General features: G+C 71.4%; 14 protein-coding genes. 3 read left to right on the forward strand and 11 right to left on the reverse strand.

The window, feature by feature from the left end; all coding sequences use genetic code 11:
- Positions 1-10 precede the first annotated feature (10 nt).
- The 6 genes from ACWD35_RS11445 to ACWD35_RS11470 are packed head-to-tail and all read right to left on the reverse strand — an operon-like array spanning position 11 to position 9,503.
- On the reverse strand, positions 11-3,043 hold the full coding sequence (locus ACWD35_RS11445) for an alpha-mannosidase (protein ID WP_451350955.1): 3,033 nt from the start codon (positions 3,041-3,043) through the stop codon (positions 11-13).
- A gap of 31 nt (positions 3,044-3,074) precedes the next feature.
- A complete protein-coding gene (locus tag ACWD35_RS11450) occupies positions 3,075-5,096 on the reverse strand; it encodes an endo-beta-N-acetylglucosaminidase (protein WP_451350956.1) in 2,022 nt (673 codons plus the stop codon).
- Entirely contained in the window at positions 5,093-6,349 is a 1,257-nt protein-coding gene (locus ACWD35_RS11455) for a glycoside hydrolase 5 family protein (RefSeq protein ID WP_451350957.1), read from the reverse strand. Before ACWD35_RS11455 ends, ACWD35_RS11450 begins: the two co-directional genes overlap by 4 nt.
- Before the next feature lie 32 nt (positions 6,350-6,381).
- A complete protein-coding gene (locus ACWD35_RS11460) occupies positions 6,382-7,287 on the reverse strand; it encodes a carbohydrate ABC transporter permease (protein ID WP_451350958.1) in 906 nt (301 codons plus the stop codon).
- The gene (locus ACWD35_RS11465) at positions 7,284-8,207 is read right to left on the reverse strand and encodes a carbohydrate ABC transporter permease (RefSeq protein ID WP_451350959.1); all 924 of its coding nucleotides are present in this window, start codon (positions 8,205-8,207) and stop codon (positions 7,284-7,286) included. Before ACWD35_RS11465 ends, ACWD35_RS11460 begins: the two co-directional genes overlap by 4 nt.
- Positions 8,208-8,213: 6 nt before the next feature.
- Positions 8,214-9,503: an ABC transporter substrate-binding protein gene (locus ACWD35_RS11470; protein ID WP_451350960.1), complete on the reverse strand. Its 1,290-nt coding sequence runs from the start codon at positions 9,501-9,503 to the stop codon at positions 8,214-8,216.
- Positions 9,504-9,739: 236 nt separating this feature from the next.
- On the opposite strand from ACWD35_RS11470, the gene ACWD35_RS11475 reads away from it, so the two are divergent.
- Complete coding sequence (locus tag ACWD35_RS11475) at positions 9,740-10,810, forward strand: LacI family DNA-binding transcriptional regulator (RefSeq protein WP_451350961.1); 1,071 nt, start codon at positions 9,740-9,742, stop codon at positions 10,808-10,810.
- A 180-nt stretch (positions 10,811-10,990) separates the two neighbouring features.
- Positions 10,991-12,328 (forward strand): amidase, encoded by a 1,338-nt coding sequence (locus ACWD35_RS11480; protein ID WP_451350962.1) that lies wholly within the window; start codon positions 10,991-10,993, stop codon positions 12,326-12,328.
- Positions 12,329-12,353: 25 nt separating this feature from the next.
- On the opposite strand, the gene ACWD35_RS11485 is transcribed toward ACWD35_RS11480, so the two are convergent.
- Both ACWD35_RS11485 and ACWD35_RS11490 read right to left on the reverse strand, forming a co-directional pair.
- Positions 12,354-12,839, reverse strand: coding sequence for an N-acetyltransferase family protein (locus ACWD35_RS11485; RefSeq protein WP_451350963.1), 486 nt, complete (start codon positions 12,837-12,839; stop codon positions 12,354-12,356).
- 54 nt (positions 12,840-12,893) lie between these two features.
- Entirely contained in the window at positions 12,894-13,073 is a 180-nt protein-coding gene (locus ACWD35_RS11490; protein WP_451350964.1) for a hypothetical protein, read from the reverse strand.
- A 494-nt stretch (positions 13,074-13,567) separates the two neighbouring features.
- On the opposite strand from ACWD35_RS11490, the gene ACWD35_RS11495 reads away from it, so the two are divergent.
- Positions 13,568-13,969 (forward strand): hypothetical protein, encoded by a 402-nt coding sequence (locus ACWD35_RS11495; protein ID WP_451350965.1) that lies wholly within the window; start codon positions 13,568-13,570, stop codon positions 13,967-13,969.
- 208 nt (positions 13,970-14,177) lie between these two features.
- Here the strand turns inward: ACWD35_RS11495 and ACWD35_RS11500 are convergent, their stop codons facing one another.
- From ACWD35_RS11500 to ACWD35_RS11510, 3 genes are all read right to left on the reverse strand, one after another.
- Positions 14,178-15,671, reverse strand: a complete 1,494-nt coding sequence (locus tag ACWD35_RS11500; RefSeq protein WP_451350966.1) for an SDR family NAD(P)-dependent oxidoreductase — start codon at positions 15,669-15,671, stop codon at positions 14,178-14,180.
- Positions 15,672-16,319: 648 nt separating this feature from the next.
- Positions 16,320-17,651 (reverse strand): wax ester/triacylglycerol synthase family O-acyltransferase, encoded by a 1,332-nt coding sequence (locus ACWD35_RS11505; protein ID WP_451351099.1) that lies wholly within the window; start codon positions 17,649-17,651, stop codon positions 16,320-16,322.
- Positions 17,652-17,800: 149 nt separating this feature from the next.
- Positions 17,801-20,122, reverse strand: coding sequence for a GH92 family glycosyl hydrolase (locus tag ACWD35_RS11510; protein ID WP_451350967.1), 2,322 nt, complete (start codon positions 20,120-20,122; stop codon positions 17,801-17,803).
- Between the last annotated feature and the right edge of the window lie 75 nt (positions 20,123-20,197).

Raw genomic sequence — 20,197 nt, forward strand, 5'->3', positions numbered from 1 at the left:
AGCCTCGGGGTCAGCTCGCGCGCCGCAGCCGCAGCGTCATCAGCTCGAACGGCCGCAGGCGTACGGTGATCCGGTCGCCGTCGCGGGCCGGTGGCTCGGTGTCGCCGAGCGGCCGTTCCAGCAGGTCGGTCACCGTCAGGTCCGCGAGGGCGAAGCCCGCCGTGAGGGTCGCGCGGGCCCGGCTTCCGTGGGCCTCGTGGAAGCGGACCACCACGTCACCGCTGCCGTCGTCGGCGAGCTTCACGGCCGTGACGACGACCGCCTCGTTGTCCACCGTGATCAGCGGCTCGACCTCACCGGCACCGGTCGTGCGCCGCTCCGGCAGGTTGATCCGCCAGCCCTCGCGGACCGCGTCGGCGATGGCCGCACCGGGAATGAGAGCGTGCCGGAAGCGGTGGACGCCCTGGTCGGTCTCGGGGTCGGGGAAGCGCGGGGCACGCAGGAGGGACACCCGAAGAGTGGTGACCGTGGTGGTCGTACCGCGGTCGCCTTCGGTGCGGACCGTGCGGGTCACGTCGTGGCCGTACGTCGAGTCGTTGACGACGGCGACGCCCCAGTCCGGTTCGGCCAGGTGCACGAAACGGTGGTTGCAGGCCTCGAACTTGGCTGCCTCCCAGGAGGTGTTGGTGTGCGTGGGCCGGTAGAAGTGCCCGAACTGGGTCTCCGACGCGTACCGTTCGGCGTGCAGGTCGAGCGGGAAGGCCAGCTTCAGGAACTTCTCCGTCTCGTGCCAGTCGACCTCGGTGTCGATGTCCAGCCGCCGCTCCCCCGGCGGCAGCGACAGCACCTGCATGACGCGGGAGGCACCGAAGGACCGTACGATCCGCACCGACGCCCCGTCCTCTCCTACGGTCACCTCGTCGGCGTCCGTCAGGTCCGTGACCGTGTTCCGGTAGAACTCGTCCACGTCCCAGGCATCCCACATGTTCGGGAAGTCGGGGTGGAGTTGGAGGAGGTTCGCGGCGGCGCCGGGCGCGACCGTCTCGCGGTCGGCCTCGATGTCGTAGGCGGAGACGACCAGGCCCCTGGCGTCGATCCCGATCCGCAGCAGGCCGTTGTCCAGGAGGTGTCCGCCGTCCGGGCGCGGCGCGAGCGACGTGGTGCCCTCCCTCCGGGGCGCTGCCGCCCCGCCGGCCGGGACGCCGGCGCGCGGGTGCGGGGTGGCGTTGAAGACGAGGGGGGTCTTCCCCTCGCCCGCCAGGGCGCGCTGGGCCGCGGCGATGATGTCGTTCAGTTCCGCGGCGACCCGCTCGTACGTCGCCCGGGCCTCCCGGTGCACCCAGGCGATGGACGAGCCGGGCAGGATGTCGTGGAACTGGTGCAGCAGGACCGTCTTCCAGATGCGGTCCAACTCCTCGTAGGGGTACGGGAATCCGGTGCGTACGGCGGCGGTGGCCGCCCACAGTTCGGCCTCGCGGAGCAGGTGCTCGCTGCGGCGGTTGCCCTGCTTGGTCTTCGCCTGGCTGGTGAGGGTGGCGCGGTGCAGTTCGAGGTACAACTCACCGACCCAGACCGGCGGTTCGGGGTACTCGGCCTCGGCCTTCCGGAAGAACGCCCGGGGTGTCTCCCAGGCGACGGTGGCCGAGCCTTCGAGGTCGCGGAGCCGGGCCGCCTTGGCGACCATCTCCCGGGTCGTACCGCCACCCCCGTCGCCCCAGCCGGTGGGCGCAAGAGAGTGCCGGGCCTTGCCCTTTTCCTTGAAGTTCCGTGCCGCGTGGGCGATTTCGCTGCCCTTCATCGAGCAGTTGTAGGTGTCGACGGGCGGGAAGTGGGTGAAGATCCGGGTGCCGTCGATGCCCTCCCAGCGGAAGGTGTGGTGCGGGAACTTGTTCGTCTGCGACCAGGAGATCTTCTGCGTGAGCAGCCACTTGGAGCCGGCCGCCTTCATGATCTGCGGAAGTCCGGCGGCGAAGCCGAAGGTGTCGGGCAGCCAGGCCTCCTCGTTCTCGATGCCGAACTCGTCCAGGAAGAACCGTTTGCCGTGCACGAACTGACGGGCCATCGCCTCCGAGCCCGGCATGTTGGTGTCCGACTCCACCCACATGCCTCCGGCCGGCACGAACCGCCCCTCCGCCACCGCCTTCTTCACCCGCGCCCACACCTCGGGCCGGTGCTCCTTCACCCAGGCCCACTGCTGCGCCTGGGACATGGCGAAGACGAACTCCGGCTCGTCCTCGATGAGCGCGGTCATGTTGGACGTCGTACGGGCCACCTTGCGGACGGTCTCGCGCAGCGGCCACAGCCACGCCGAGTCGATGTGCGCGTGCCCGACGGCGCGGATGCGGTGGGCGGACGGAACCGCCGGGGCGGCCAGCACCTCGGTGAGCTGCGCACGGGCCCTGGCCGCCGTACCGCCCACGTCCTGCAGGTCGACGGCGTCGAGGGCCCGGTCGACGGCGCGCAGGATGTCCCAGCGGCGCGCGGAGTCCACCGGCAGCTCGGCCATCAGCTCGCCGAGCACCTCCAGATCCAGCACCAGGTCCCACACGGTCCGGTCGAACACGGCGAGGTCCATGCGGGTGAGCGTGTACTGCGGCTCGTGCCCGGCGGTGTCCTTGTCGCCGAGCCAGGTGGGCCGGAAGGGGTGGTAGTCGAGGATGACGGGGTTGGAGGCGGCCTCGATGTGCAGGCGCACCTCCTCGCCGCCCTCGACGGGCGCGCCGACGCGCACCCACTGGTTGCGCGGGTTGAGGCCCTTCACCGGGGTGCCGTCGGGCCGGTAGACCAGGCCCTCGCACTGGAAGCCGGGCATGTTCTCGTCGAAGCCGAGGTCGAGCAGGGCCTCGACGGTCTTGCCGGCCCACGCCTCGGGGACGGTCCCGGTCACCCGGAACCAGCTGGTACCCCAGGGAGCACCCCACCTGGCGCCCACCTCGATCGACTCGGGCTCGGCGGCGAGCCCTTCCTCGACCGGTACCGGCTCCCCGGGCGCGTGCCACACCGCGACCCGCAGCGGCACGGACTCGGGGTACACGGCGGGGCGGATGCGCTCGTCGAGGACGCGTCTGAGGCGGGCTTCCACCAGCGTGCGGTCGTCATGCATGCGGGATGCTCCCTGCTGGGTTCCGGGGTGATTACCAGGTGTGGGTGACGGTCACCGGAGTCGACGTGTTGTACAGCTCCCCCACGCCGCGCAGTTCGAATCGTGCGGCCGTCTCCCCTGGTGCGGGCTGGAGACCGGCCACGTAGAAGGCGCGCTGGCAGGTGCCGCCGAGGAAGCGGCGGGTGCCGTCGGGCAGGACGCGGTGGAGTTCGTAGTGGCGCACGGGCGCGGGAGCCGCGCTCCAGGCGAAGCGCAGGTCGCCCCCGGTAGCGGCGGTGATCCGCAGGTCGGAGGGGGCGGCAGGGGTCGGGGCGGTGTCCCGGACGGCGAGGCCGCCGAGCCGCCAGCGCACGGGACCGCCGCCCACTGCGGTGAGGCGGACACCGAGGGCGTGGAGGGTGCCGGACAGCCCTGTGAGCCGTACAGTCGTCGTCTGCCAGGTGTTGACCGAGTTCACAGGCAGAAAGGTGTACGGCGGTGTCGCACCCGGGCCACTCGGCTCGGCGGTGGCGACGGCCAGCTCGATGTTCACAGCCCCGGCGTCGGTCCGGTGCGTCAGCTCGACAACCGTGTCAACACCGATCGGCAGCCGGGTCGCGTAGAGATCGACCACTGCCGGTTGATCCAGTCCACCCTCCACCAGCACGCTGCTGCCGCCCCGCCAGGCGTCCGCGAAGTCGAAAGAGACGGTCGGCCGCTGCCCCGCCGTCCGTACGGCCCACCGCCGCGAGGGCAGGCGGTCCTGGAGCCCGAGGTGGTTCCAGGGCGCGTCCGAGGTGACGGCCCCGTCCTCGTACCAGCGCAGCCCGTGCCCCGTGTTGAACACGCTCGCGAACGGCACCGAGGTCACCGTCGACCGGTCCGCCACCGACACGGCCGGCGCCCGCCACGGATCGGTGCCGTCCGGCCGGGACGGGTCCAGCGAGCGCCCGGTCCAGAACCGGTCGTCGGCCGCGTGGAAGTCTCCCGGGCCGCGCTGCGTGTCGGGCAGGTGGTTGCGGGTCCACTCGGGCCGGTAGAGGCCGATCGAGGTGATGTGCGCCTTCCCTGTCGGCACGATCGCGTCCCAGTCCACGTACGAGTCGGACCCGTTCGACTCGACGTCGATGCCCGCCCACAACTCGTAGCGGCTGCGGCCCAGTCGCTGGGCCTTGGTGCCGGAGGAAGCGAGCGTGGCCGCGCTCCAGCGGAAGTCCACGAACATGTCGTCGGCAGCCTGGAAGAACGCCTGGTTCTGGCTGTCCAGCGCGCCCTGCCAGCTGACGGTGCCGTTCACGGTCATCGCGTCGTACCAGGTCACCCGCTGCCCCTGCGCCACCGCGAGCGCCTTCAGCTCCTTGACGAAACCGAGCATCGCGCTGCCGAGCGCGGTGTTGCCGCCGCCCGTCTCGGCGTTCACGAACCAGCCGTCGAAGCCGTACGCCCGCGCCACCGCGACGAGTTGCGCGGCGAGCGGACAGTGCCCGGAGGAGTCCTTCTGCACGAGGTCGCGGGTCCACTGGAGCTGACCGCCGTAGGCGGTGGGCGGCAGGAAGATGTTGCCGAGGACGGGGACGCCGTGCCGGTGGGCCGCGTCCACGATCGGCGCGTTCGGCGCCAGGATGAGCCCCTCGCCCGCCGAGCCGCCCCAGAAGACCAGTTCGTCGAGGTACGCCCAGTGGGTGAGGGCGTAGTAGTCGGCGGTCGCCGAGCCCTGCGCGGGGTTGCTGGAGGTCGGCCCGAAGGACACCAGGGCCTGGATGCGCGCCTGGCCCGAGCGGGCGGTGGTGTTGGCCGGAGTCGGCGTGAAGCGGGTGGCGAGCGGTACGGACGCGGCGTTGAAGGCCAGGTCGGGGTCGTCGGCCGCACGCCAGGTCTTCAGGCTGCGCCAGGTGATGCCGGTACCGGGGCTGCCGGAGGGGAGGGAGTCCGGATACCAGTAGGAGGCGTACGGCGAGGTGGTGGTGGCCTTCGGACGGGCCACGGCCGAGGCGGGAGCGGCCAGGGCGGGAGCGGCCGGGAGCAGGGCCGCGGCGGTGCCGGCGATCAGGACGGTGCGTCTGCTGGGGTTCACGAGCGGGTGCCTCCTTGTGGGGTGGGGAGTACCTGACCGGGAGTGACGACTTCGGTGATGCCGCGCGCGGCGAGGTGTTCCTTGTCGTCCGCGCGGGTGTCCAGGACGGTGGTGGGGCGGGCCCCGTCGGCAACGAGCCGGAAGAAGGCGTCGAAGACGGGCCCGCCGGGGGCGCAGCGGGAGCGGTGGGCCGGGTCGGCGGGCACGACGAGGGCCGTGGCGCGCACGGCCGGAGACGCGTGGTGCGCGCGGGCCGCGTCGGCCAGCACGCGGGCGAGGGCCTTGGGATGCCGTTCGCTGGTCAACAGGCCCAGTCCGTATTCGAGTTCGGGAAAGTCGGCCAGTTCGCGGGAGACGTCGTACGAGCACCACCAGGTGACGCCCCACAGGTCGGGGCAGTCCAGCACATGGCGGACGGTCGCCTCGGCGAAGGCCGCGGCGTGCTCGGGCGGCACGAGGGGCGCGGGTGCGCCGACCTCCTGGAGCCACACGGGCCGGTGCGGCTCCTCGGCCCAGGCCTTGCTCAGCTCGACGAGGTAGGCGGCGTGGTGTTCGGCCGGCACGGCGGTGCGGCCGTGGCGCTGGACGGTGCCGTTGAACACCCAGGAGTGCACGGCGGTGACCGCGCCGAGGCGGGCCGAGTGGCCCGGGGTGAAGGGCTGGTCGTCCTGGTACCAGGCGGCGTCGTACGAGGCGTGCAGGTGGGTCCGGCCCGGGGCGCCCTCGGCGCACGCGGCGAGCAGCCGGGCGAGCCAGCGCTCGGCCTCCGCGGCGGTGATCCGGTCCGGGTCGGGATGGGGCCCGGCGGCGAACTGGTTGACCTCGTTCCCGACGGTCATGCCGAGGAAGTTGGGCCGGTCGGCGAGCGCGGCGGCGAGGGTGCGCAGATAGCGGCTCTGGCCCTCGACCACGTCCGGGTCGGTGAACAGGTTGCGGCGGTGCCAGGTGCGGGTCCAGGCGGGCAGGAAGTCGAAGCTGCTCAAGTGGCCTTGCAGTCCGTCCACGTTGACGTCCAGGCCGCGTTCGCCGGCCGCGTCGGCGAGGGCCACGAGCTGGTCGACGGCGCGCGGGCGGATCAGCGCGCGGTTGGGCTGGAAGTACGGCCACAGCGGGAAGACCCGGATGTGGTCGAGGCCGAGCGCGGCGAGCGCGTCGAGGTCGGCACGTACGGAGTCGAGGTCGAAGTCGAGCCAGTGGTGGAACCACCCTTCACTCGGGGTGTAGTTGACGCCGAAGCGCACGGCAGGGGGCATACGGGATCCTTGCGGGAGGGGGGTCGGAGAGGTCAGCCCTTGACCGCGCCCTCGCCGACCCCGCGGAAGAAGTACCGCTGCAGGCAGGCGAACAGGGCGATGAGCGGTGCCACGGCGATGACGGTGCCGGCGGCGACGATCCGCTCGTCATCGGCGAAGGTGCCGTGCAGATAGTTGAGGCCGATGGTCAGGGTGAACTTGGACGGGTCGCTCAGCACGATGAGCGGCCACAGGAAGTCGTCCCAGGCGCCCATGAAGGCGAAGATCGCGACGACGGCGAGGGTGCCCCTGACCGACGGCAGCGCGATGCGCCAGAACCGCTGCCAGACATTGGCACCGTCGACGTAGGCGGCCTCCTCGATCTCGTACGGCAGGTTGCGGAAGGCGTTGCGCATCAGCAGGACGTTCATCGCGCCGACCGCGCCGGGCAGGACGACGCCGACGAGCGTGTTGTTCAGGCCGAGTTCGCGCATGGTGGTGAACTGGGCGATGACGATGCCCTCCACCGGCACGAGCATCGCCAGCACGAAGACCAGCGTGGTCACGCGCCGGCCGCGGTAGCGCAGCCGGGCCAGGGCGTATCCGGCGAGCGCGGAACCGGCGCAGTTGGTCACGACGTTGGCGCTCGCGACCTTCAGGGAGTTCAGGACGTAGTCCCAGACGGGGATGGTGTCGGCGACCCGCTCGTAGTTGTGCAGGGTCGGGTGGCTGGGCAGGAACTTCGGGGGCGAGCTGAAGATGTCCTCGGTGGGGCCCTTCAGGGAGGTGGACAGCTGCCAGAGGAAGGGGCCGACGGTGAGGGCGAGAACGGTGAGCAACAGCAGGTAGCGCCAGAGCAGTTCACCCCACCGGATACGACGGCCGTGCTCGTCGGTGACCCTGGGCCGGCGGGCCTCGGAGGCCGGACGCACGGGCCGTGCCTTCTCCAGGACGCTCACGACTCCTCCCGGCGGTCGGCGCGCAGCACGAGCAGCATCAGCACGACAGTGACGGCGAACACGACGACGGAGAGCGCGGAGGCGTAGCCGACCCGGCCGGTCAGCCCGGTGCCGGTGCGCTGGACGAGCATGACGAGTGTGGTGTCCTCGCCGGCCGGGCCGCCGCTCGGGCCCGCCATCAGGTACACCTCGGAGAACACCTTGAACGCGGCTACCGAGGACAGCGCGGCGACCAGCAGCATGGTGGAGCGCACGGCGGGCACGGTGACGCTGAGGAAGCGGCGCACCGGTCCGGCGCCGTCCACCGCGGCGGCCTCGTGCAGCTCGCGGGGGACGTTCGCCAGCGCCGCCAGGTAAATGATCATGTAGTAGCCGAGGCCCTTCCACACCGTGACGGCCATGGCGCTCAGCAGGAGCAGCCACTGGTCGCTGAGGAACCCGGCCCGTCCGATCCCGACCGCCTCCAGCAGGGAGTTGACCAGCCCGCGTTCGTCCAGCAGCCACACCCAGATCAGTCCGACGACCACGATGGAGGCGACGACCGGGGTGTAGAAGGCGGAGCGGAAGAAGGTGATGCCGGGGATGTTCTTCTGCACCAGCAGCGCGAGCAGCAGCGGCAGGATCACCAGGGCCGGTACGACACCGAGGATGTACAGGGTGCTGTTGCGCAGGCCGGTCCAGAACATGTCGTCGTGCCACAGCTCGCGGTAGTTCGCGAGGCCGACGAAGCGGCCCGGGATCAGGGTGCGGCGGTCGGTGAAGGAGTTCACGACGGTCGACACGAACGGGTACAGCACGAAGGCGCTGACGACGAGCAGCCCGGGTGCGGCGAACAGCCAGGGGCTGCTGGGCAGTTGCCGCCGCACCCGGGACGCCCGGACTGGCCGGGGCGCCCGGGAGGGAGCGGTGGAAGTGGCCACGACTGCTCAGCCCTGCTGCTTCAGCAGCTGGTCGCAGGCCTTGACAGCGTTGTCAAGCGCTACCTTGGGGCTCTCCTTGCCCTGCAACGCCTTGGCGACCTCGTTGCGCAGGGCGGTCTTCATCTGGTCGCTGAACAGGACCGGCGTGTAGTTCACCGCGTTCTTCAGCGAGGTGGCGGCGGCGATGCGCACGCGCGTCTCGTCGGTGCCGTCCTGCTTGGTGAAGTAGGGGTCGGCGAGGGAGCCGGCGGTGCTCGGGAAGATGGCGACCTTCTTGGCGAAGGACATCTGGTTCTGCGCGTCGGTGACGAAGTGCGCGAAGGCGATGGCCGTCGGGGTCCGCTTGGTACGGGAGTTGACCATCACGCCCATCACGTACATGTTGACGTGCCCGGTGCTGGAGATCTGGTCGGTGATCCCGATGTTCTTGTAGAGGTCCGGCGCGTTCTTCTTGAAATTGCCGAGGTCCAGGGCGCTGCCGGGGTTCATGGCGACGGCCTCGGTGAGGAACTTCTTGCCGGAGGACTCCGGGGTGGCGGTCAGCGCCTGCGGGTCGAGGGCCTTGGCGTCGTACAACTCCTTGTATTTGGCGAGGAGTTCGGCGCCCTTGGCGTCGTTGAAGGCGAATCCGTCGCCTTCCTTGTTCATCAGCGGGACGCCGTACCGCCCGAAGTCCTCGATGGTGGGCACGTTGGCGAGCGTGGCGACCTTGCCGCCGCTCTTCTCAGCCATCTGCAGCGCGTCGGCGAAGAGTTCGTCGTACGTCTTCGGGGGCGTCTCGGGATCGAGTCCGGCCTTCTCGAACAGGGACTTGTTGTAGAAGAGCGGCCCGGTGTTCAGGTACCACGGGAAGGCGTACGTGCCGCTGAGCCCCGGTACCTGGTGGCTGGCCCAAGCCCCGTCCAGGTACTCGGACTTGTACTTGCCGGCCGCCTTGTCGAGGTCGAGGGCGAGTCCGGCCTTGGCGAGCGGGGCGACCAGGTCCGGGGAGACGTTGACGACGTCGGGCAGGGTGCCGCCCGCCGCGTCCGCGCTGATCTTGTCGGGGTAGCCCTCGGCGGGCTGGTCGATCCACTTCACATGGGTGCCGGGGTACTTCTTCTCGAAGTCCGCGATCACGCCCTCGAAGTAGGACTTGAAGTTGGCGCGCAGGTTCCAGGTCTGGAAGGTGATGTCGCCCTCGACCTTGCCGGAGGCGTCCTTCGCTCCCCCGTCGTCGTCCCCCGAACCACAGGCGCTCAGCGGCAGGACGAGGGCGACGGCAGCGGCGGCGAAAATTCTGCGGGAGATGCGCACGGCGGCTGGGCTCCTTTGCAGCGAAGGTTGGCTTGAGGTGCCGGGCCAGACCTTGCACGCCGATTCCGGGCATCGTCAATGGAGTCGACTCAGCTAAAGTCATTAGTGGCTCAAAACCCCTGCTCACAGTGGCGAGTTGGAGGTATTGCCGCCGATCACTAATGCGCTTTAGGGTAAAAGTGCTCAAGCGCATTAGCAGTTGGCTTGGACCGTACCGTCCGAGGGGGAGCGTCGCGGTGCCGGAGAAACGATCACCCGCACGCCGGCCGACGATGAAGGACATCGCGCGCCGCGCCGGAATCTCCGAGAGCGCCGTCTCCTTCGCGCTCAACGGCCGCCCCGGAGTCTCCGAGGCCACCCGCGCCCGGGTGCGCCGCGTCGCCGAACAGCTCGGCTGGCGGCCCAGCACGGCGGCCCGCGCCCTGTCCGGCGAAGGAGCGGCCACCGTCGGCTTCGTCCTGGCCCGCCCCGCGGACACCCTGGGCGTCGACTCCTTCTTCCTCCAACTCGTCTCCGGCATCCAGGAAGTGCTCGCCGAACGCCACCTCGGGCTCCTCTTCCAGGTCGCCGAGGACGTGGCCGACGAGTGCGCGGTGTACCGGCGCTGGTGGGCGGAGCACCGGGTGGACGGCGTCCTGGTGGCCGACCCGCGCACCGAGGACCCGCGGCCCGACCTGCTGGACGAACTCGGCCTGCCCGCCGTGGTGATCGGCGGCGCGCCCGACGTACGCCACCCCGGCCTGTCCACGGTCTGGGCCGACGACGCCGGCGCGATGGCCTCCGTCGTGGACGAGCTGACGGCCCTCGGCCACCGCCGGATCGTCCACATCGCCGGGCTCCCCGGCCTCGCCCACACCCAGCGCCGGATCGCCACCCTGCGCGCGGAGGCGGAACGCCGCTCCCTGACCGAGGTCCGCTCGGTGACCACCGACTACTCCGACACCGAGGGCGCCGCCGTGACCCGCCGGATGCTCGGCGGGTCCCCGCCCCCGACCGCCCTCATCTACGACAACGACGTGATGGCCGTCGCCGGTGTCGCCGCCGCGTCGGACCTCGGCTTCCGGGTCCCGCAGGACGTGTCGGTGGTGTCCTGGGAGGACTCGGCGCTGTGCCGCATGGTCACCCCGCGGCTGTCCGCGCTCTCCCGCGACAGCGCGGAGTTCGGCCGTACGGCGGCCCGGGAACTGCTCGCCCTGCTGGACGGACACGCGGCCCGCGCGGTGGGAGTGCCCGTGCCGCACCTCACGGGCCGGGGCAGTACGGCGGCCGTTCCCGGCCACAACTGGCCTGGCGAACAGGCGTCTTGAGAGATCGGCCAGGCATACGATGGCCCTCCGGCCGACTTGGTGAGGGGCCGGGGCGTCCAAGGCGACCGTCGCCCTGGACCTGCCGGACGGCGACGGATAAGGCACCCCTGCGTAAGACCGCCGAGGCCCACCTCGGTCTCTGCACGATGAAACGTACCGACGAGCAGCCGAGGAGCAGACGTGAGCAACTGGGCCGGGCGGAGCGCCGCCGAGATCGCCGCCGCCGTACGCGAGAAGCGGGTCACGCCGCGCGAGGTGGTCGCGGAACACCTCGCGCGGATCGAGCGGACCGACGGCCTGACAGGGGCGTTCCGCAAGGTCCGGGCGGAGGCCGCGCTCAGCGAGGCGGACGCGGTGGGATCCCGTCCGGAGCTGGCGGATCTGCCGCTCGCCGGGGTGCCCGTGGCGGTGAAGGACAACGTGGCGGTGCGCGGCGAGTCCCATCGCGACGGGTCCCGTGCGACCGCGGACGCCCCGGCCGCCGAGGACCATGTCACGGTGGCCCGGCTGCGGGCGGCCGGTGCCGTGGTCGTGGGCCTGACGAACGTGCCCGAACTGTGCGTCTTCGGTACGACCGAGGGCGTGTACGGCACCTCCCGCAATCCGTGGGACACCTCCCGCACGGCGGGCGGCTCCTCCGGCGGCAGCGCGGCGGCGGTGGCCGCGGGGCTGGTGCCGATCGCCCTCGGCAACGACGGCATGGGCTCGCTGCGCATCCCGGCGGCCAACTGCGGGCTGGTCACGCTGAAGCCGGGGCTCGGGGTGGTGCCGGCCGGGATCGGCAACGGCGACTGGTTCGGCATGTCCGAGAACGGACCGCTGGCCACGACGGTCGAGGATCTGCGGCTGATGCTGTCCGTTCTCGCGGACTCGGAATTCACGGGGCAGGAGCAGCGGACGCCGCGCCGCATCGCCGTCGCCCTGCGCAGTCCGCTCGCCGGGGTGAGCGTGAGCAAGCCGTACACGACCGCGGTCCGGGAGGCGGCCGGGGTGCTGGCGCGGGCCGGGCACCGGGTGCGGCGGGCCGAGCCGCCGTACCCCCTCTCCCTGGGCGTGACGGCGCTCCAGCACTGGACGGCGGGTACGGCGGTGGATGCGGAGGGGCTGGATCCGGCGCTGCTGGTCCGGCGCACCCGGGTGCACGCGGCGGTGGGCCGGCGTTTCGTCCGCAGCGTCCGCACCGGCGACAGCCGTGAGCGGCTGCGCGCACGCCTGGCGCCGTTCTTCGCCGAGCACGATGTGCTGCTCACTCCGGCGCTGGCCCGCCGCTCCCCCAAGGCGGGCCCGTGGCACGAGCGCGGCTGGCTGCGCAACATCCTGGCCAACACCGCCTATTCGCCGTTCACCCCGCCCTGGAACCTGACCGGCTGGCCGGCCATGTCGGTCCCGTTCGGCACGCTCCCCTCGGGCGCGCCCTGTGCCGTACAGCTGGTGAGCCGTCCCGGCGGGGAGCGGGACCTGCTGGAGCTGGCGGAGGAGTTGGAGACGCTGCACCCGTGGCGGCGGACGGCGCCCTGAGGGGTGCTCGGTCGAGTCGGTCAGGTCAGTCGAACGCCCGGTACATGATGTGCAGGCCGACCCGGCCGTGCCGGGGGTGGTCGTAGGCCTCCGGGATCGTGGCCAGGATCGTGAAGCCGAGGGAGGTCCAGAGCCCCACGGCGGGGTTGGTTTCGACCACCGCGTTGAAGACCATCGCGCGGTAGCCGTGGGCCTTGGCCTCGGCGAGGACGTGTTCGGCGAGGGCCCGGCCGATGCCCTCGCCGGTCCGGTCCGGGTCGACCATGAAGCCCGCGTTGGCCACACCCGCGGCGGGGCCCCCGTAGTTGGGGGTGAGGTAGGCCGAGCCGATGACGGCGCCGGTGGGGTCCTCGGCCACGTAGACGCGCTTGGCCGGGCTCATCCACAGGTCGCGGGCCGCCTGTTCCGAGGTGTCGGGGTCCCAGGCGTAGGTCTCGGCCGCGGCGACGATGCGGTGCCAGAAAGGCCAGATCCGTGGCCAGTCGTCGGCCACGGCTTCTCTGATCAGCATGGGCGTGAGTCTGTCACGCCCATGCGTGCGGCGATCGCGAAGTTCCGCCCGGGGTCAGTCCACGCTGGGCAGGATGTGGGGTTCGGCGAGGTCCTCCTCGTAACCCGCGAGGCGGATCGGGGCCGACCGGGCCCATACGTCGAGGCTGCCCAGCTCCTCGGACCGGCGGCGGCGGCCGGTGGGCTCCGTGGGTTCCTTGGGGCGCTCTTCGCGATTCGTCTTCTCCGGTGTCACCGCGCACTCCTTATGTGTCGGGTCACCCTCGGGGCATACCGAACAGTCTGCGCTTCGGCGCTCGACGCCCGCTCGGGTCTGGATGGAAGCCAGTTCGGACGCGGTGGCGCCGGTTCCTCGTGTCAGAGCAGGCCGTTGTCCACCGGCGTACCCCGGGACGGACCGTGGGTGTGGGTGGGACCCCTTCGTGCTGTCCGTCCGACCCAGATTAACCAAATGAGCGGGCGCCCGCTCGATAGGGAGTGCAAACAAGCTGTAACTATCGCGAGTCACTTGGCGTTCAATGCCTTCAATATGCTGCTATTTACGGCAAAGTGCATCACTCGGGCGCCCGAGTGAATCACCCACTTGGCCTACTCATGCGAACGCATCTTCGATGTCTGCCTCTGTCCGCTCGAACGGACGCGGCTCAGTTCAAGTCCTGTTGGCCGGGTCGCAAGCTCGCCATGATCTGGTGACGGGCGGCAACGGCTGACTCGCGGAAGGACTGACGCATGGAGCTGCGCAGCGTCGAGGAGCTGATGGATCTGCTGTACGCCGGCCGGCACCAGCACGCGCTGCGGACCGCGGCGCTGCTGCGCCGCAGCCGCCCCGCCGACAAGGAGCTCCAGGTGGCGGGGCTGGTGCGAGGCATCGGGCCGGTGCTGCACCCGGGCCCGGGTGACGAGGCCGGGCGGGCCCGCAGTACGGCGGAGGCGGTGCGCTCGCTGCTCGGGGAGCGGGTGTTCCGGCTGGTGAGCGGGGACGCCGGGCCCGCCGACGACGACACGTCGCGGCTGCGTCAGGCGGACGAGGAGGGCCGGACCGCGGGCTTCGACGCGGGCGTACTGGAGGACTGGCGCACCGTGCTGGAGCTGGTGGCGGCCCGCAACTCCCGCCTCGGCGCCGTCGATTGAGACCCGGGGCGGCGCGGAGCCGCCCTGAGGTCCTGTCGTCACATTCCCGCCTGCCCCGCGACGCCCGGCACGCCCGCTCGCCGCGTTGCCGAAGCGCCCACGTGACTCCGCCACGCGGACGCTCCGGCGCCTTGCGATCGCACGCACCAGACGCCGCGGGGCCCGCCCTTCGGGGCGGACGACGGGAATGTGACGACAGGACCTAGGCTCACCACTTGCCCGGCGCGTAGTCCTTCATGAAGACGCCGTACAGGTCCTCACCGGCCTCGCCGCGCACGATGGGGTCGTAGACGCGGGCGGCGCCGTCGACCAGGTCGAGGGGCGCGTGGAAGCCTGCCTCGGCGAGGCGCAGCTTGTCGTAGTGCGGTCGCTCGTCGGTGATCCAGCCGGTGTCGACCGAGGTCATCAGGATGCCGTCGGTCTGGAACATCTCCTCGGCGCTGGTCCGCGTCACCATGTTCATGGCGGCCTTCGCGGCGTTCGTGTTCGGGTGGCCCGCGCCCTTGTAGCCGCGGCTGAACACGCCCTCCATCGCCGAGACGTTGACGACGTACGCGCGCTTGCTCTCTGCCTTGCGCGCGGCCTCGGCCATCGCCGGGCGCAGCTTGCTGATCAGGATGAACGGCGCCGTGTAGTTGCACAGCTGGGTCTCGAGCAGCTCCACCGGGGAGATCTGGTCGATGGACTGCACCCAGGTGTTGGTGTCGACGACGTCGGGGACCAGGCCGCCCGCGTCGATGGCCGTGCCGTCGCGGTGCCGGGCCACGCTGGCGTTGCCGGCGACCAGGGCGAGGTCGGCCACCTTCTGCGCGTCGAGCCCGCTGGTCCCGACGGGGAGCGCGGCCAGTCCGTCGACCGCGCCGGAGTTGAAGGCGCCGATGACGTGGTGGGCGGGGAGTTCACCGGCCGGCAGCGGGGCGCTCTCGCCCTCGACCAGCGCGGCGTACGCGGAGGGCAGGCGGCGCACGGTCTGCGTCGCGTTGTTGATCAGGATGTCGAGCGGTCCCTGCTCGGCGAGCTGGTCGGCCAGGGCCACGGCCTGGGCCGGGTCGCGCAGGTCGATGCCGACGACCTCCAGGCGGTGGATCCAGTCCGCCGAGTCCTCCATGGCCTTGAAACGGCGGATGGCGTCCTTCGGGAACCGCGTGGTGATCGTGGTGTGCGCGCCGTCGCGCAGCAGGCGCAGCGCGATGTACATGCCGATCTTGGCCCGGCCGCCGGTGAGCAGGGCGCGCTTGCCGGTGAGGTCGGCGCGGGCGTCGCGCCTCGCGCGGTTCTCGGCGGCGCAGTCCTGGCAGAGCTGGTGGTAGAAGTAGTCGACCTCGACGTACCGCTGCTTGCAGGTGTAGCAGGAGCGCGGGCGCTGGAGTATGCCCGCGATCCGGCCGGGCTCGACCTTGGAGGAGGGCAGGATGCCCTCGGTCTCGTCGTCGATGCGCTCGGCGGAACCGGTCGCGGTGGCCTCCGTGACGGAGCGGTCGTGCGCGGTCTTGGCGGCCCGGCGCTCCTGGCGGCGGCGCTGCTTGACCGTGCGGTAGATGTGCGAGGTGGCCCGGCGCACCTTGATCGCGTCGGGGTGGTCGACATCGAGCTGGTCCAGCTCCTCCAGCACGCTCAGGCAGACAGCCAGGCGCTCCGGGTCGATACCGGGGCCGTACACGACCTCTTCCATGGCCGTGGAGCCGTCGTCTGTCACCGTCATCGCGCTGCCGCTTCCCTGATCACCCGCGCAGCGCGCCGACTCGCGCCCGCTTTCGAACGGGGAATTTTACGGAGCACAGGCCCCGTGAGCCAAACCGCACGGACCCGGGTATCCGTCACACCCAACGTCCACCCACCACAGACACCCCACCCGCCCCACGCCTCCCATCGACGGCCCCGCCAGACAATCGACGCCGACCCCGCGCCACCGCCTCCGCAAACCCGCAGACCAACGACGACAAATCCGCCCCGCACGCCGCCCGCGAACCCCGCAGACCACCGAAGGCGACTCCGCCCCGTGCCCCTCCACGAGCCCGCACACCATCAACGGCGAGGCCGCCCCACTCCCCTACATGAGCCCGCACACCACCGATGGCAAATCCGCCCCGTACCCCGTCCACGGACCCACCAGACGACCGACGGCGAAGCCGCTCCGCCCCACCAGGGTCCGCAGACCACCCACGGCGAGCCCGCCCCATTCCCCCATTACGAACCCGCAGACCACCCACGGCGAGCCCGCCCCACTCCCCCTCCACGGACCCGCGAGCCGCCAACGGCGAATCCGCCCCGCAGGGGCCACTCGCACCCGACGACGAAAGTTGCATGTGTGGTGCGGGTGGGAGACCGGACCCGGCCGGAGGCCGGGTGGTCAGTGGTCGCAGGCCGCCAGCAGCGTCTCCACCTCGGCCGACACCGACCGCGCGAACACGTCCAGGTCCGGCACGGCCTGCGCGTCGGCGACAAGCCCGTAGTGCACGCGCCCGCGATACGTCGAGATCGCGACCGCGAGCGACTGCCCCGGGGCGAGCGGCGCCAGCGGGTAGACCTCGTTCAGCTGGTGGCCGCCGAGCCTGAGCCCCAGCCCCGGCAGCGGCACGCTCGTGACGAGAATGTCGAACCAGAGCCGCGCGGCCTGCCCGACCAGCGGTCCGCCGAGCCGGTGCCCGAGGGCCGGCACATGGTCGGCGAGCAGGGCGACGGCCCCGGCACCCCGGTTGGGACCGGCGTCCTTGTTGCGGACCATCGCCGTGCGCACGGTGGCGAGGCGGTGCAGCGGGTCGGGGTCGTCCACCGGAAGCCGTATGAGGTAGCCGGAGAGCCGGTTGCCCTGTGGCTGGACGGTGCGCGGGCGGCGCCGGGAGACGGGGACGAGCGCGCGGGGCGCGACGCCCTCGCTGCCGTCACCGCGTTCGTCCAGCCAGTTGCGCAGGGCACCGGCGACGACGGCGATCAGGACGTCGTTGACGGTGCCGCCGACGCTCTTGCGGACCCGGTGCACGTCGTCGATGTCCAGCACGACCCCGGCGGTGCGACGGGTGCCGCTGGGCGCGCAGGTCAGCGCCGAGGACGGGCGCATGCCGAACGTGGACCGGGCGAGCGAGGCGCCGATGTCCAGCGCCCGCCCCACGTCCGACAGCGCACCCTTGACCAGCCCCGGGACCAGCCCGGGCAGCCTGCGCACGTCGGGCAGCAGTCCGCGCGGCGGCTCGACGGCGCGCGGACTGCGCTCGGGCAGGTCCACCGGGTCCAGGACACCGGCGGCGAGCTTGAGCGCGCGCAGCCCGTCGGCGAGGGCGTGGTGGAACTTGAACAGCACCGCGAAGGACACCCCGTCCTCGCCGGGCAGGACATGCGCCTCCCACGGTGGCCGGCCGCGCTCCAGCGGGCGTTCCATCAGCCGTCCGGCGACCGCGTGGAAGTCGGCGGTGGGGGCGTGCAGCCGTACGTGGTTGAGCGGGTCGAAGTCCGGGTCGGCCTCCCGCGCGGCACCGCCGAAGGCGAGCGGCTGCCAGACGTCGCGGATCCGCATGCGCAGTCCGGGTACGGCGGCGGCGCGGGCGGCGAGCAGATCGGCGGCGTGGGCGCCCGCGGTCGGCGAGTGCGCGCCGAAGACGCCGAGCGCGCCGAGGTGCATGGGGTACCGGTCGGACTCCATGTTCCAGAAGGCGAGGTCTAGGGGAGCGAGCAGGTCGGAAGTCAAGGGCTTGCCTCGCACGTCGTCGACGGTTGGATATATGCAGTCAAACCCCGAGTGCTGATTACGGTCAAGTACGATCAGGCTACGCTCAGTTAACAGCAGATTAAGTCCCACCCCCTCCGAAAGGGGTGGGACTCATGGCACTGCTGAGGTCACTTCAGGACGGGCGGTGCCGCCTCGGGTGACGTACCCCACTCTGACGGGCGCGGGCCGACCGTGAACGCGAGCGTGCGCAGGGAGCGCAGCACGTCCGTCGTGACGTAGGTCCGCGGCTGCGCCGTGCCGTCGGCGTGGACGGCCTGGATGTAGCGGTCGGCCGCGGAGGTGCCGGGCGCCGTGACCGTCAGCCCGCCGCCCGGCCAGTAGCTCCGGTCGAGGGTGAGGTCGACGCGGTCGAAGACCGGGGTGGTCAGGCCCCAGGTGCCGTAGCCGGGCTGGATCGGGAAGAGGCCGATGGACGACAGCACGTTCCAGGCGGACATCGTGCCGAGGTCGTCGTTGCCGGTGACCCCGGTCGGCCCGTCGGTGAACAGGGTGAGGGCCGCGTGCACCACGTCCGTGGTCTTCCACGGCTGGCCCGTGGACAGGTAGGTGTAGGGCGCGGTCAGGTCGGGCTCGTTCTGCGGGTTGTAGAGGGCCGCGTTGTAGTAGGCGTACGGATCGTCGTGCACCCACACCTGACGGGCGGTCGTCTCGGGGTCGGCCAGCAGCTTGTCGTAGGCGAAGAAGGTGTCCAGGCGGTCGTTGGCGGCGCGCTGACCGCCGATCAGGGCGACCACGCCGGGCAGGTCCTGCGGGACGAGCCACTGGTACTGCCAGGAGCTGCCCTCGTGGAAGCCGGGGCCGCTGGCCGGGTCGGCCGGACCGGTGAACGCCCCGGAGCCGTCCCGGGCGCGGAAGAAGCCGATGCCGGGGTCGAAGACGGTGCGGTAGTTCCGCGACCGGGCCGCGTAGCGGGCGGCGTCCTGCGGGTGGCCGAGGCCGCGGGCCATCTGGGCGAGCATGGCGTCGGCGAGGGCGTACTCCAGGGTGACGGAGGCGCCGTGGTGGTAGTCGGAGTCGCCCAGCTTGGCGAGCGGGCGGTCCTTCTCGTAGGGCGCGAAGCCGTGCGCGATGTACTCGGCGTTGGCCTCCCGGCCGATGCCCGGGTACGTGGCGGGCGGCACGCCGTCGGCGTTCTTCTTCAGGGCGCGGTAGGCCAGCTCCTCGAAGCCCTTGAGCAGGCCCGACTGGTAGGCGGTGGTCAGGAACGGGGTGACCGGATCGCCGCTCATCACGTTCGTCTCGATCGGCCCGTACCCCCACTTGGGCAGCCAGCCGCCGTCCTCGTCGATCCGCACCACCGACCGGGCCATGTCGCGGGCCTCGCGCGGCGCGAGCAGGGCGAGCAGCTGGGCCTGGGTGCGGTAGGTGTCCCACAGGGACCAGTTCTGGTAGTAGGTGAAGCCGTCGGCGTGATGGGTGCGGCGGTCCCAGCCGAAGTACCGGCCGTCGGTGTCGCTGCCGATGTTGGGTGCGAGGAACGAGCGGTACAGCGACGAGTAGAAGGTGCGGCGCAGGGCCGTGGTGCCGCCGTGAACGTGGACGGCGGCCAGCCGTTGCTCCCACGCCTCGCGGGCCTGCTGCCGTACGGCGTCGAAGGGCCGGCCGCCCTCGCTGGCCAGATTGGTGGCGGCGCCGCGCGAGTCGACGTACGACAGGGCGGTGGTCGCCTCGACGGTACGGTCCTTGGTCGCGTCGAAGCGGACGTAGGCGCCGCCGTGTCCGCTCCGGGACCCCGGGGCGAGCGTGGCGCCGTCCCAGGTGCCGTACGCGGTGAAGGGCCGGCTGAAGCGGGTGATCGTGTACACGGTGTACGGGCCGGTGTCCCGGCAGAAGCCATGGCCGGTGATCTCGGTGCGCACGGTGTGGTCGTCAAGGATCTCGACGGCGCTGGAGACCGCCTTGTGCAGCGCCTGGGCCGCGTTCAGCAGGACGTTGGCCTTGCCGGTGGCGGGGAAGGTGTAGCGCTGCACGCCGGTGCGCTCGGTCGCGGTCAGTTCGGCCCGGATGCCGGAGGCGAGGCCGACACGGTAGTAGCCGGGGCTCGCCTCCTCGTCCTGGTGCGAATAGGCCGCCGCGTACTTCGAGTAGTCCGTCTGCGTCACGTCACCGGTGGTGGGCAGCACGGGCAGGTCGCCACCGATCCGGCAGCCCACGCCGGAGAGATGGACCAGCGAGAAGCCGCGGATACGGCTCTCCGTGTAGTCGTAGCCGGTGCGGTGCCCGGTGTCCGGGGAGAGCTGCACCATGCCGAAGGGCACGGCCGCGCCGGGGAAGGTGTTGCCCTCGTTCTGGCTCCCGATGAAGGGGTTGACCAGGTCGGTGAGGTGGCCGTTGGTCCGCTCGGCGGCGCGTGCGCTGGGGGCGGCGATCAGCGTGGACGCTGCCATCACGCCGGCCAGGCACAGCCGCGTGCGCCGGATCCCTCTCATGTCGGATGACCTCCGAAGGTTCGACATCGATGTCTGCATCGTGAGGGCCGACAGGGCCGAATCCGGGCAATGAGC

Source organism: Streptomyces sp. NPDC002671, assembly GCF_053592475.1.